This window comes from Geobacter grbiciae, from assembly GCF_018531165.1.
Lineage (GTDB): Bacteria > Desulfobacterota > Desulfuromonadia > Geobacterales > Geobacteraceae > Geobacter > Geobacter metallireducens.
Genome location: NZ_JAHDIW010000011.1, coordinates 134,732 through 147,926, shown reverse-complemented (window position 1 = coordinate 147,926; position 13,195 = coordinate 134,732). Strand labels below are relative to the sequence as shown.

At 59.6% G+C, this 13,195-nt stretch carries 12 protein-coding genes, 4 tRNA genes and 1 pseudogene; all 17 read left to right on the top strand.

The features are described from left to right. Window positions 1-1,050: PKD domain-containing protein (locus KJB29_RS13840; protein ID WP_215735033.1), on the top strand; the 1,050-nt coding region annotated here is incomplete at its 5' end. Between the two features lie 45 nt (window positions 1,051-1,095). Further along, window positions 1,096-2,145, top strand: coding sequence for a hypothetical protein (locus KJB29_RS13835; RefSeq protein WP_004514731.1), 1,050 nt, complete (start codon window positions 1,096-1,098; stop codon window positions 2,143-2,145). A gap of 262 nt (window positions 2,146-2,407) precedes the next feature. Further along, the gene (leuB, locus tag KJB29_RS13830) at window positions 2,408-3,496 is read left to right on the top strand and encodes a 3-isopropylmalate dehydrogenase (protein WP_004514732.1); all 1,089 of its coding nucleotides are present in this window, start codon (window positions 2,408-2,410) and stop codon (window positions 3,494-3,496) included. A gap of 36 nt (window positions 3,497-3,532) precedes the next feature. Next, window positions 3,533-4,633 (top strand): aspartate-semialdehyde dehydrogenase, encoded by a 1,101-nt coding sequence (gene asd, locus KJB29_RS13825; protein WP_004514733.1) that lies wholly within the window; start codon window positions 3,533-3,535, stop codon window positions 4,631-4,633. A 3-nt stretch (window positions 4,634-4,636) separates the two neighbouring features. Next, on the top strand, window positions 4,637-5,656 hold the full coding sequence (locus tag KJB29_RS13820) for an aspartate-semialdehyde dehydrogenase (RefSeq protein WP_215735032.1): 1,020 nt from the start codon (window positions 4,637-4,639) through the stop codon (window positions 5,654-5,656). An 84-nt stretch (window positions 5,657-5,740) separates the two neighbouring features. Beyond that, the gene (gene truA / locus KJB29_RS13815; protein WP_215735031.1) at window positions 5,741-6,475 is read left to right on the top strand and encodes a tRNA pseudouridine(38-40) synthase TruA; all 735 of its coding nucleotides are present in this window, start codon (window positions 5,741-5,743) and stop codon (window positions 6,473-6,475) included. Window positions 6,476-6,575: 100 nt separating this feature from the next. Next, window positions 6,576-7,007, top strand: coding sequence for a 50S ribosomal protein L13 (gene rplM, locus KJB29_RS13810; RefSeq protein ID WP_004514736.1), 432 nt, complete (start codon window positions 6,576-6,578; stop codon window positions 7,005-7,007). A gap of 35 nt (window positions 7,008-7,042) precedes the next feature. Then, window positions 7,043-7,435 carry a 30S ribosomal protein S9 gene (rpsI, locus tag KJB29_RS13805; RefSeq protein WP_215735030.1) on the top strand — a complete coding sequence of 131 codons (393 nt, stop codon included), beginning with the start codon at window positions 7,043-7,045 and terminating at the stop codon, window positions 7,433-7,435. 128 nt (window positions 7,436-7,563) lie between these two features. After that, window positions 7,564-8,604 (top strand): N-acetyl-gamma-glutamyl-phosphate reductase, encoded by a 1,041-nt coding sequence (argC, locus tag KJB29_RS13800; protein ID WP_215735029.1) that lies wholly within the window; start codon window positions 7,564-7,566, stop codon window positions 8,602-8,604. Between the two features lie 9 nt (window positions 8,605-8,613). Further along, complete coding sequence (locus KJB29_RS13795) at window positions 8,614-10,425, top strand: YgiQ family radical SAM protein (RefSeq protein WP_215735028.1); 1,812 nt, start codon at window positions 8,614-8,616, stop codon at window positions 10,423-10,425. Window positions 10,426-10,498: 73 nt separating this feature from the next. Next, window positions 10,499-11,309: pseudogene (locus KJB29_RS13790) on the top strand (electron transfer flavoprotein subunit beta/FixA family protein). A 143-nt stretch (window positions 11,310-11,452) separates the two neighbouring features. After that, a tRNA-Thr gene (locus tag KJB29_RS13785) sits at window positions 11,453-11,528 on the top strand. 22 nt (window positions 11,529-11,550) lie between these two features. After that, a tRNA-Tyr gene (locus tag KJB29_RS13780) sits at window positions 11,551-11,636 on the top strand. Between the two features lie 108 nt (window positions 11,637-11,744). Further along, window positions 11,745-11,821 (top strand) — tRNA-Gly (locus tag KJB29_RS13775). 13 nt (window positions 11,822-11,834) lie between these two features. Continuing rightward, a tRNA-Thr gene (locus tag KJB29_RS13770) sits at window positions 11,835-11,910 on the top strand. After that, a complete protein-coding gene (gene cas5, locus KJB29_RS19880; protein ID WP_148206089.1) occupies window positions 11,866-12,015 on the top strand; it encodes a CRISPR-associated protein Cas5 in 150 nt (49 codons plus the stop codon). Before KJB29_RS13770 ends, cas5 begins: the two co-directional genes overlap by 45 nt. Further along, window positions 11,970-13,160 carry an elongation factor Tu gene (gene tuf / locus KJB29_RS13760; RefSeq protein WP_215735022.1) on the top strand — a complete coding sequence of 397 codons (1,191 nt, stop codon included), beginning with the start codon at window positions 11,970-11,972 and terminating at the stop codon, window positions 13,158-13,160. Before cas5 ends, tuf begins: the two co-directional genes overlap by 46 nt. Window positions 13,161-13,195 lie beyond the last annotated feature (35 nt).

Sequence of the window (13,195 nt, the reverse complement as noted above, 5' to 3'; positions counted from 1 at the left end):
CTGACCGACCTGCACGCCCAGCGGGGCTTCCAGTGCGCCGCCTGCCACGCCAGCACCAACACGGCCATAACCGCGGCTGTTCAGAAAGGTCTCGGTGGCCAACCGGTTGTCTGTGCCGACTGCCACAACGCCATCGGCGGCTTCGGCAACCATGCGAAGCAGCACGACATGGTCACCCTCAACAGCACCACCGGCTTCATCGCCGCCCATGAAGAGAAAATGGTTTACTGCTTCACCTGTCACAACAACACTAACGCCGGCTACCAGAAAGCCATCAACGATGGCATGGCCGGCATACCGCAGACCTGCACCTCCTGCCACGCCGCTTACGGCAACCAGCCTCCGGTGGCCAACGCCGGCGCCAATGTGACCACCACCGTCAACAAGGCAGTGACCCTCTCCGGGGCCGCTTCCAGCGACCCGGACGGCACCATCGTATCGTACGCCTGGACCTTCGGCGACGGCACCACCGGCAGTGGCGTCTCCGTCACCAAGACCTACGCCACGGCCGGCACCTACACCGTGACCCTGACCGTCACCGACAACGCCGGCGCCAGCGCCAGCGCCACCACCATCGTCACCGTCCAGGCGGCCCCGACCAGCAGCTCGGTCTTTGCCGACCAGGTTCTGTCCATGCAGCGGCTCTACTCCGTCACCTCCTCGGACAGCAACAGCAGCGACGTCACCGCCAACTTCCGCGACGGCAACACTACCGACCGCTACCTGCTGCAGTATGGCAGCAGCGGCAGCAACTACGTCATCGCCATGAAACTGAACCGCGATGCCCTGACCGCCACCAAGGTGGTGCTGCGGGTGTATGTCTCCTCCATCAGTTCCTCGCGGACCTTGAGGATCTACCCGTACCAGTCCAACGGAACCTCGGTGAACACCCGCTACTACACGAGCTACAGCACGAGCAGCACCGGGTGGAAGGATATCGACGTCACTTCCATCGCCCAGCAGATGAACGGCTACGGCTGGATGAAGTTCCGTGTCACCCCCACTTCGAACAGCCTCTACGTTGCCGAGGGTGCCTTCCAGGTACAGTAACGTAGTGAGACTAATCAGAGTCCAGGAACTGAAAGGAGAAACGAAATGAAGCGCATCGGGATCACATTCATCGCGCTCCTCGCTTTGGCCGCTCCGGCCATGGCGGGACACGTGGCAACCATAGGGACGGGCACGTGCGGTTCCTGTCATCGAACCAATCTGGTCACCCAGCACGGCGGTTTTGTCGCCACCGTCTGCCAGACCTGCCATGACAGCACCGTTGCTGCCGTCAAGGATACCATTGCCACTGGTGTGGCGGGACAGCCCTATACCTGCTCCAACTGCCACGGGGCCGAGACGCATTTGAGCAAGCATGGTGATTACGCCGCGAATTTCGCCGCCTATAACGGCGTGGAACCGGTTACCAGTGGGATCTGGACGGCACCGTCATCGTACACAAAGGTTACTCCTGCAACCAAGGAGTACCAGGTATGCGTCAAGTGCCACTCATCCAACGGTCTTGGTTCAACCACCAATAGCGTGAGCGGCGTGACGGGACCGTCGGGGCTGCTTCTTACCGACCAAGCCATGGAATTCAGCCAGTATAACCGCTCCGGCCACCCCATTGTCACCGGTCTCAACAATTACCCCAATTCTCCCGCGCCCAAGGCCCTTGTGAAGACTCAACTGTCTTCGCCCTGGAACGTCAACATGGGCAAGCAGACAATGAAGTGCTTCGACTGCCACGGCGCCGATGGCAAGTTGGTTGGCGTCGGCAGGGACTGGCCCTACAACTCCGCCACCGGCCAGCTCTGGAAGCTCGGTGACGCCAGCAACAGCAAGCTGTTCTGCAAGAACTGCCACCCCCTCGTCAATACGAACAACACGCACTCGGAAAGCAACCACTCTAAATACCCCTGCGTGTATTGCCACACGCGGGTACCCCATGGCGGCAAGGTAAGCCGGTTGATTGTGACCTTCACTTCGGGACTGCCAAGCCGGTACTATCCTGACGGGAAAGGTGGCGGGACCCCCAGCTTGCAGGACAAATTGTTGCGCTACACCAAGGCGACATCGGCAAGCCGCTATGACACGCCGTCCTGCGACGCGGATTGCCACGGCTCCCACCAGAACACAACCGGTGAGGCCTGGTAGGTCCTCTGGCCGGACAGTGAGGGTTGCCTTGCTGTTTGCCGGCGGTATTTAAACCCGGGGCGTCTGTCGTATGCGGCAGGCGCCCCTTTTACGTCATCCCTTCCCATTGGTCTGCCCCTTCCCAATGCTCAATTTTCCTGCAGCTAATCAGGGTCTCCCCCTCGTTTGGGCTGATTTCACTTTGCCGGTTTTTTGTTGACAACAGAGACTTTGCTCAATAGCATTAAGTACTTTTGTATATTTCTTGTGCGGGGGTGTAGGGATGTCTCAGGTGTTCAAGGTGGCGGTTCTTCCCGGTGACGGCATCGGTCCCGAGGTTATGGCCGAGGCGCTCCGGGTGCTGGACGCCATAGAGAAGAAGTACGACGTGAAATTCGAGCGGACCCACGCCAATGTCGGGGGCGCCGGTATTGACCTTGAAGGGAAGGCCCTCCCCGAAACTACCATTACTATCTGCAAGACGTCCGATGCCATCCTCTTCGGCTCCGTGGGCGGCCCCAAGTGGGAGACGCTTCCCCCGGATGAGCAGCCCGAGCGGGGCGCGCTCCTTCCCCTCAGAAAGATCTTCGGTCTCTACGCCAACCTGCGGCCGGCCATCATTTTCCCGTCCCTGACGGGCGCTTCTTCCCTCAAGGAGGAGGTCATCGCCGGCGGTTTCAACGTGCTGGTTATCCGCGAGCTGACCGGCGGCATCTACTTTGCCCAGCCCAAGGGGATCGAAGGCGAGGGGCGCGACCGGGTCGGCTTCGACACCATGCGCTACAGTGTCCCCGAGATCGAACGGATCACCCACGTTGCCTTCCAGGCGGCTCGCAAGCGGGGCAAAAAGGTCTGCTCCATCGACAAGGCCAACGTTCTCTCCTCGTCGGTCCTCTGGCGCGAGGTGGTCACCGGCATTGCCAAGGAATACCCGGACGTGGAGCTCTCCCACATGTACGTGGACAATGCTGCCATGCAGCTGGTCCGCTGGCCCAAGCAGTTCGATGTCATCCTCTGCGAGAACATGTTCGGCGATATCCTCTCCGATGAGGCAGCCATGCTGACCGGCTCCCTGGGGATGCTCCCCTCCGCGTCGCTTGCCGAGGGGACCTTCGGCATGTACGAGCCCTCCGGCGGCAGCGCCCCGGACATTGCGGGGCAAGGGATTGCGAACCCCATCGCCCAGATCCTCTCCATGGGGATGATGCTCCGCTTCTCCTTCGGCATGGTGGACGCGGCCGATGCCATTGACAACGCCGTGGCCAAGGTGCTCGACCAGGGATGTCGGACCCGTGACATCTTTCAGGAGAAGCCGGGCGAAAAGCTCGTCAACACCAAAGAGATGGGTGACGCGATCATCGTGGCCCTGTAACGGATTTACCTTATTCCCGAAAAAGGAGTTCTGCCCATGAAAGTAGGAATCGTCGGTTGGCGCGGTATGGTCGGTTCGGTTCTCCTCCAGCGGATGGTGGAGGAGGGGGATTTCAACACCGGCATCGAGCCGGTTTTCTTCAGCACCTCCCAGGCGGGGCAGCCTGCCCCCATGAATGCAGGCACCCTCAAGAGTGCCGATGACATTGAAGAACTGAAAAAGCTCGACATCATCGTTACCTGCCAGGGTGGCGACTACACCAAGGCCGTCCACCCGGAACTCCGCAAGCAAGGGTGGCAGGGATACTGGATCGACGCGGCCTCCACCCTCCGGATGGAGCCGAATGCGGTCATCATCCTCGACCCGGTGAACCGCAACGTCATCGACGCGGCCCTGGCCAAGGGGCAAAAGGATTTCATCGGCGGCAACTGCACCGTGAGCCTCATGCTCATGGCCTTGGGAGGGCTTTTTCGGGCCGGCCTCGTGGAGTGGCTCACCTCCATGACCTACCAGGCTGCTTCCGGCGCCGGTGCCCCCAACATGCGCGAACTCCTCTCCCAGATGGGAACCCTCCACGGTTCCGTGGCTGACCTCCTCAAGAATCCCTCGTCGGCCATCCTCGACATCGACCGGGATGTGACCGCCACCCTGCGCGGCGACGCCCTGCCGACGAAAGAGTTCGGCTTCCCCCTGGCTGGCAGCGTCCTTCCCTGGATCGACCGGGAGGTGGAGGACGGCCAGAGCCGGGAGGAGTGGAAGGGCTTCGCCGAGACCAACAAGATCCTCGGCACAACCACCCCGATCCCGGTGGACGGCATCTGCGTCCGCGTCGGCGCCATGCGCTGTCACAGCCAGGCCCTGACCATCAAGCTGAACAAGGACGTCCCCCTGGGCGATATTGAAGAGCTGATCAAGAACGACAACCAGTGGGTCAAGTTCGTCCCCAACACCAAGGCCGACACCTTGGCCGACCTGACCCCCGCCGCGGTATCCGGGCTTCTCACAGTCCCTATCGGCCGGGTCCGCAAGATGAAGATGGGCCCCCAGTACATGCAGGCCTTCACCTGCGGCGATCAACTCCTCTGGGGGGCTGCCGAGCCCCTGCGCCGGATGCTCCGTATCCTCGTGGAGAAATAAGTAATGGCAAAACTGTGGAACGTGGCCGTCGTCGGCGCCACTGGCGCCGTCGGTGGCCAGATGATCGAATGCCTCGAAGAGCGCAACTTCCCTGTGGGGAAGATCCGCTACCTGGCCAGTGCCCGGAGCGCCGGCGAGGTGCTGGAGTTCAAGGGAAAGCCGGTGATGGTGGAAGAGCTGACCCGCGACTCCTTTGAGGGGATCGACATCGCCCTCTTTTCGGCTGGCGGCGACCGTTCCCGGGATTTCTGTCCCGCGGCGGCAGCTGCCGGCGCCGTTTGTATCGACAACTCCAGTGCCTGGCGGATGGATCCGGACGTGCCGCTGGTGGTTCCCGAGGTGAATCCCCACGCCATCGCCGACTACCGGAAGAAGGGTATCATCGCCAACCCCAACTGCTCCACCATCCAGATGGTGGTGGCCCTGAAGCCGCTCCACGACCACGCTGTCATCAGGCGGATCGTGGTCTCCACCTACCAGGCTGTTTCCGGCACCGGCAAGAAAGCTATTGAAGAGCTACAGAAACAGGTGGTCACCCTTTTTCAGGGGAAGTCGCCGGAAGTGGCGACCTACCCCCACCAGATCGCCTTCAACTGCCTTCCTCAGATCGATTCCTTCGGTGACAACGGTTATACCAAGGAAGAGATGAAGATGGTGCACGAAACCCGGAAGATTCTTGAGGCGAACATCGGGGTAACCGCCACTGCAGTTCGAGTGCCGGTCTTCTACGGCCACTCCGAGTCAGTGAATATCGAAACCGAGAACAAGCTGACCGTGGCCACGGCCCGCGAACTTCTGGCAAAGGCGCCCGGGGTGGAGCTGGTGGACGATCCGGCCACGTCATCCTATCCCATGGCCATCGACGCTGCCGGCCAGGACCTGACCCTCGTGGGGCGCATCCGTGAGGACGAGTCCATCGCCAACGGCCTCAACCTCTGGGTGGTGGCGGACAATATCCGCAAGGGTGCGGCCACGAATGCCGTCCAGATCGCCGAGATCCTGATCGAAAGGTATCTCAGGTAGGGCCTGTTCGTGTGTCCCCCCAGCCGGGACGCATGGCAACATGTCACCATGAGCGGGACGCCCTTCAGGGCGTCCTTAATTTTTATGCATACCATTAAACTTGTTCTCGAGTACGACGGTGCAAACTACGCGGGCTGGCAGATTCAGCCCAACGGCATCTCTGTCCAGCAGGTGGTCGAAGAGGCGTTGGCGAGGCTGCTGAAGGAACCGGTTCGCGTGCATTCCTCTGGTCGCACCGATGCCGGTGTCCACGCCCGGGGCATGGTTGCCGCCTTTACCACCGCCAAAGGGCTGCCGATGCGGGCCTTCTCCGATGGGCTCAATGCGCTTCTTCCTCCCGATATCGCCGTGGTGGAAGCGCTGGAGGCCCCGGACGGCTTTAACCCGCGCTTTGATGCCGCAGGCAAGCACTACCGCTATACCATTCACCGGGGGGGGGGCCGCTCTCCCCTTTGCCGCCACTATGCCTGGCACGTGAGGGAAACGCTTGATCTGGCAGCCATGGAAAGGGGGGCCAGCCATATGGTCGGTGAGCATGATTTTGCCTCATTCCGCACGGCAGGTTGTGCCGCGCGGACCACAGTCCGGCGGATAGATGCCGTGGACCTGGCACTGGAAGGGGATCTCCTCCATGTTCACGTAAAGGGTTCCGGATTCCTGCGCAACATGGTCCGGATCATGGTTGGCACCCTCGTAGAGGTTGGCCGGGGGAGGCGAAGTGCCGATGACGTGGCGCTTCTGTTTCGGTATCCTGGAGAACGTTTTGCCGGCCCGACAGCCCCCCCTCAGGGGCTGTGCCTCATGGAAGTCTATTATTGACATATATTTTAGGGTTGACAGCTGCTGATGGCCATAGTATTATCCGTCCTTCGCTGAGAAAAGTGTTTACTCTTTATTCCATCCAGTTTGAGAGGGTTCGATGAAGACGACGAAGGTTGCAAAGAAAGAAGAAGTAACCAGGGACTGGTTCCTGGTCGATGCCGATAACAAGGTGCTCGGTCGCATGGCCACCGAGATCGCCAATATCCTCCGCGGCAAGAAAAAGCCGATCTACACCCCGAGTGTTGACACTGGTGATTTTGTCGTTGTGGTCAATGCTGAGAAGATTCAGCTCACCGGCAACAAGCTCGCCGACAAGATGTACTACAGCCACTCCGGATTTCCGGGGGGCATCAAGTCCATCGCCGCAGGCAAACTCATCGAGAAAAAACCCGAAGACCTTATCCGCAAGGCCGTAAAGGGGATGCTTCCGAAGAACAAGCTTGCCCGTCACATGCTCAAGAAGCTCAAGGTCTACGCCGGTCCCGCGCATCCGCACGAGGCCCAGCAGCCCAAGACTCTCGAAATCTAATCGGTTCAGAGAATATACGGATCAGGAGATAACGAATGGCAGCAATCAGCTACTACGGTACGGGTAAGCGGAAATCGTCGGTCGCCAGGGTCTGGCTGAAGCCGGGGACCGGGAACATTGTCATCAACAACAAGTCCATCGACGACTACTTCGGGCGCGAGACTTCCAAAATGATCGTCAAGCAGCCTTTGGAACTGGTTGAAAAAGTGGGCAACTTTGACATCTATGTGAACGTCCGCGGCGGCGGCGACTCTGGCCAGGCCGGCGCCATCAAGCATGGCATCACGAAAGCTCTTCTCGAAGTGGACGTCACCCTCCGCGGTACCCTCAAGAAGGCCGGTTTCATCACTCGTGACTCCCGCATCAAGGAGCGGAAGAAGTACGGTAAGCGCGCCGCCCGGAGAAGCTGCCAGTTCTCCAAGCGCTAAGCGCACCATCTGCAGCCACGGCTGTTCAAGGGGAAAATCCATTCGGGTTTTCCCCTTTTGCTTTGCCAGAGTTTGCCCTATACTTTTGATACTTCGTGTCAGCCACCTTTTTTCTCAGGAGTTTGCCCATGCTGAATGTTGCTGTTGTCGGAGCGAGCGGATACACCGGAGTCGAGCTGCTCAGGCTGCTTTACTGCCATCCCGAGGTGGCTGTCACCTGCATAACCTCTGAACAGAGCGCCGGCCGGCCCGTCGCCGCCGTCTTTCCGACGTTGCGCAACCGCTACACTCAGGTGCTTGAGAATCTGGAACCGGTCAGGGTGGCCCAGAAGGCCGACCTTATCTTTACGGCCCTTCCCCACAAGGCAGCTATGGAAGTGGTCCCCACGTTTCTGGAGCTGGGAAAGAAGGTGGTTGACCTCTCCGCCGACTATCGCTTCAATGATCCAGCCGTTTATGAGAAATGGTACGAACCCCACATGGACCCCGAGAACCTGAAGGAGGCGGTCTACGGCCTTCCAGAGATCCGGAGGGAGAAGATCGGTGATGCCCGGCTCGTGGGTAACCCCGGCTGCTACCCCACGAGCGTCATTCTGGGGCTCATGCCGCTCCTGAAAAAGCGCCTTATCGACCCGTCGACCATTATTGCCGACTCCAAGTCTGGGGTTTCGGGTGCAGGCCGGGGCGCCAAGGTAGAGAACCTTTACTGCGAAGTGAATGACGGGTTCAAGGCATACGGGGTGGGTGGAGTGCACCGGCATATCCCCGAAATCGAGCAGGAGTTGTCGCTTCTGGCTGGTGGGTCGATCACCGTCACCTTCACTCCTCACCTGGTTCCCATGGACCGGGGAATTCTCTCCACTATCTACGCGCGGCTTACAGACAATGTCTCCGTCGCCGAACTGGTGAAGCTCTATGCTGAATTTTACGAAGGGGAGCCCTTTGTCCGGGTGCTTCCCGCCGGAAACATCCCATCCACTGCCCACGTGCGTGGCTCCAATTTCTGCGACATCGGTTTGGCTGTGGACAGTCGCACTGGGCGGGTCATTGTGGTTTCCGCCATCGATAACCTCGTGAAAGGTGCCGCCGGCCAGGCCGTGCAAAACATGAACATCATGTACGGCTTCCCTGAGGCGATGGGGTTGGAAGGGCTCCCCCTTTTCCCCTGACGGGTATCTATGTCGTTTCTTCCAACCACAAGAGCCGAGGCGTTAAAACGGGGATGGCACGAACTTGACGTCGTTTTCGTTACCGGTGACGCCTACATCGATCACCCGGCCTTTGGGGTTCCACTCTTGGCCCGATGGCTCGAATCCCACGGCTTCCGGGTCGGGATCATTCCCCAACCCGATTGGCGCTCCCGGGAGCCGTTCATGGCTCTGGGGCGTCCCCGTCTTTTCTTTGCCGTCGCTGCCGGCGCCATGGATTCCATGGTCGCCCACTATACCCCCCTCAAGAAACTACGCCACGACGACGCCTATACCCCCGGCGGCCGCCATGGCGCCCGGCCCAACCGGGCCACCATTGTCTATACCTCCCGACTCAAGGAAGCATTCAAGGACGTACCGGTGGTTGTCGGCGGCATTGAAGCATCGCTTCGTCGTTTCGCCCACTACGACTATTGGGAAGACAAGGTCCGTCGCTCCATTCTCTTTGACGCCAAGGCGGACCTCCTCGTATTCGGTATGGGGGAGCGACCTATCCTGGAGTTGGCCGAGCGGCTGAGCGGCGGAGAACCCCTCTCGCAGCTTACCGACATTCCGGGGACGGCGTATGCGGCCCGGGGAGACGTGCCTTCCGGCGCGCTAGTGCTTCCCACCTGCGAGGAGGTGATGGCTGATCCCCGTCGCTATGCCGAAGCTTTCAGGCTCGTCACGCATGAAATGAATCCCGGTAGCGGCAAGGCCCTTGCTCAGCGCCACGGCGAGCGCCTGCTCGTTTGTAATCCCCCTTCCGTTCCACTCTCTGAAGCGGAGATAGATGCTGTCTATGCACTTCCGTTCGCCCGGGCGCCCCATCCGTCATACAAAGAGCCAATACCAGCCTATGACCAGATCAAGTCATCCATCACCACGCATCGCGGCTGCTTCGGCGGGTGCGCCTTCTGTGCCATAACCCACCACCAGGGGAAGTTTATCCAGTCGCGAAGCGAGCACTCAGTTACGGAGGAAGTCGGGCGAATGGTGAAGATGCCTTGGTTTCGCGGGAGTGTCAGCGACGTGGGCGGGCCGACAGCCAACATGTACGGCCTGCGCTGTGGCAGTCCTGATGCAGGGAAGGGCTGCCGCCGCGAAAGCTGCCTCTTCCCGTCGGTCTGTCGACATCTTGTCACCCACGACCGACGGGCGGCTACCCTCCTCAGGCGGGTGAGAGCGATTCCGGGAGTGAGGCACGTGGCGGTGTCGTCGGGCATCCGCTACGATCTTCTGGAGCGACAACCGGGGTACTTTGGCGAGCTGTTGGCCCACCATGTGGGCGGATTCCTCAAGGTCGCTCCGGAGCATACGGTGGATGTGGTCACCGATCTGATGCGTAAACCGGGGAAGGAGGCGTTCGAGCGCTTTCTTGCCCGCTTCAGGGACGAAAGCATGCGCCTGGGGCGAAAACAGTACGTGATTCCCTACCTGATGTCGGGGCATCCGGGGTGTACTCTTGATCACATGGTGGAGCTGGCCCTGTTTCTCAAGCGCCACAACATGCGGGTGGACCAGGTGCAGGACTTTACACCTACCCCCGGAACCCTTGCCACCTGCATGTACCATACGGGTATCGATCCCTTCTCCGGGCGGAAAGTCTATGTGGCGCGGAGCGACCGGGAGAAACGGCTCCAGAAGGCGCTGCTTCTGTGGCATCAACCCGAAGAGCGGCGCAACGTTCTTGAAGCACTTCGGGCCTGTGGCCGCGAGGAAGCGGCTGCCGAACTCCTCGGGGGATTCCGGCAGCGGGAAAAATGCCGCAGCGCGCCGAGAGGTGGCAAGCGCCGTCCTTGACTCCGGATACGGATGCGATTTAATTAATTTGGTCCTATGCAGGGGGTGTGCTGTCCCCAAGGAGGAGGGTGCCATGCTTGTCGTATGCTGTATCAAGCAAGTACCCGACACGACGCAAGTTCAGATTGATCCGGTTACCAACACGCTGGTGCGAGAAGGGATTCCATTCATAGTAAATCCCTATGACACCCATGCCCTGGAAGAGAGCCTTTGTCTCAGGGACCGTTATGGCCTGCGGGTTGCGGCCATATCCATGGGGCCCCCAATGCCGAGGCCACCATTCGCAAGGCGATAGCCCTCGGGGTCGACGAGGCAATTCTCCTCTCTGACCGGTCGTTTGGTGGGGCTGACACCCTCGCGACCAGTAATGTCCTCTCTTCTGCCATCAGCCGTCTGGGTGAAAAGGACGAGGTCGTCCTCGTGATATGCGGAAAGCAGACCATTGACGGCGATACCGCGCAGGTAGGGCCGGGGATCGCTACCCGGCTCGGGTTTACCCAGTTGACACTGGTCGATCGGCTTGAGGAGCTTGATCTCGGCGCCCGTAAATCAGGGTGCGGCGAGAGCTTGAGGGGCGCTACGAAATGGTGGAGGCACGACTGCCAGCCATGTTGACGGTTGTTCGGGAAATCAACCGTCCGCGATATCCTGCCGTTCCGATGCGCATAGAGGCTGCTGACTCGCCGGTGACTATGTGGAACAACGAGGTGCTCAGACTTGATCCAGCAACCGTTGGACTTAAGGGGCCTCCGACGTGGGTTAGTCGTATATTTCCCCCGGAGCGCGCCAAGGGGCAAATTATTGGAGACGGTGAAGCCGATCCGGCGGAAACGGCGCGCCTGATGGTGGGAACCCTGCAGAACAATGACTTGCTTCCCTTCTAGGAAAACGACGTTGGTATTTGGTGTGAAAGTAGGGCGGTTGGATTATTTGACTTGACATGCATTATTCAGTGGTTTATATAGAGTGTCTTCTTTGTGCTAAAAAGCTTGACCGTGAAATAAAAAGCAGGTATAGATTTTTTCGCGCTGGCGTAGCTCAACTGGTAGAGCAGCTGACTTGTAATCAGCAGGTTGCGGGTTCAAGTCCTGTCGCCAGCTCCATTTGAAACTCGCATCTCCGTCTGGAGGGATTCCCGAGCGGCCAAAGGGAACAGACTGTAAATCTGTCGTCGTACGACTTCGGAGGTTCGAATCCTCCTCCCTCCACCATACAATCTTCAGAAGTCTTGTGACGTAGGCGTGCCCCAGGAGGTTGTGAAACCGTTGGTACTGGGAGCGGTGGCGCTGCGGGGCTTCAAAAAGCTTCAGAGCGGTTCGGCGGGAATAGCTCAGTTGGCTAGAGCGTCAGCCTTCCAAGCTGAGGGTCGCGGGTTCGAGTCCCGTTTCCCGCTCCATACTTTGCATCATGCCCACATAGCTCAGTAGGTAGAGCACTTCCTTGGTAAGGAAGAGGTCACCGGTTCGAATCCGGTTGTGGGCTCCATTTTTTTCGTTTTTAGCGAGAAGCAATTCTCAAAATAGATTGTCCGGGAGGAATCCTACATGGCAAAGGCAAAATTCGAGAGAACAAAACCGCACGTCAACATAGGGACGATTGGTCACGTTGACCATGGCAAGACCACGCTGACCGCCGCCATCACGCGGGTTCTGGCCGAGCGCGGCCAGGCCGAATTCAAGGGCTTTGATCAGATCGACAACGCCCCTGAGGAGCGTGAGCGTGGTATCACCATCGCCACCTCGCACGTTGAGTATGAAACCGAAAAGCGTCACTATGCTCACGTTGACTGTCCCGGCCACGCCGACTACGTCAAGAACATGATCACCGGTGCGGCTCAGATGGACGGCGCGATTCTCGTTGTCTCCGCCGCCGACGGCCCCATGCCCCAGACTCGCGAGCACATTCTGCTTGCTCGTCAGGTAGGGGTTCCCTACATCGTCGTGTTCCTGAACAAGGCTGACATGGTCGATGACGAAGAGCTTCTTGAGCTCGTCGAGCTGGAGATTCGCGAATTGCTCTCCTCCTATGATTTTCCGGGCGACGACATTCCCATCATCAAGGGTTCCGCCCTCAAGGCCCTCAATGGCGACAAGGACGAGCTCGGCTCTGAAGCCATCGTCAAGCTCATGGACGCCGTTGACGCCTATATTCCCGAGCCTGAGCGCGCCATCGACAAGCCGTTCCTGATGCCCGTCGAAGACGTCTTTTCCATCTCCGGTCGCGGTACCGTTGCTACCGGTCGGGTTGAGCGTGGCGTTGTCAAGGTGGGCGAGGAAGTCGAGATCGTTGGAATCAAGACGACCACCAAGACCACCGTCACCGGTGTAGAAATGTTCCGCAAGCTCCTCGACGAAGGGCGTGCCGGCGACAACATCGGTGCCCTGCTCCGTGGTGTAAAGCGTGAAGACATCGAGCGTGGCCAGGTGCTGGCGAAGCCGGGGAGCATCACCCCGCACACCAAGTTCAAGGCCGAGGCCTACATCCTGACCAAAGAAGAAGGCGGGCGCCACACCCCGTTCTTCAACGGCTACCGTCCGCAGTTCTACTTTCGGACCACCGACGTGACCGGCGTAGTAGACCTTCCCGCAGGAACCGAAATGGTCATGCCCGGCGACAACGTAGCCGTAACGGTTAACCTGATCACCCCGATCGCCATGGACGAAGGCCTGCGGTTCGCTATCCGTGAGGGTGGCCGTACTGTCGGCGCCGGTGTTGTCAGCTCTATCATCGAATAATTGTTGCTGGAAATTTCGCGAGCAGGCCTAGGCCT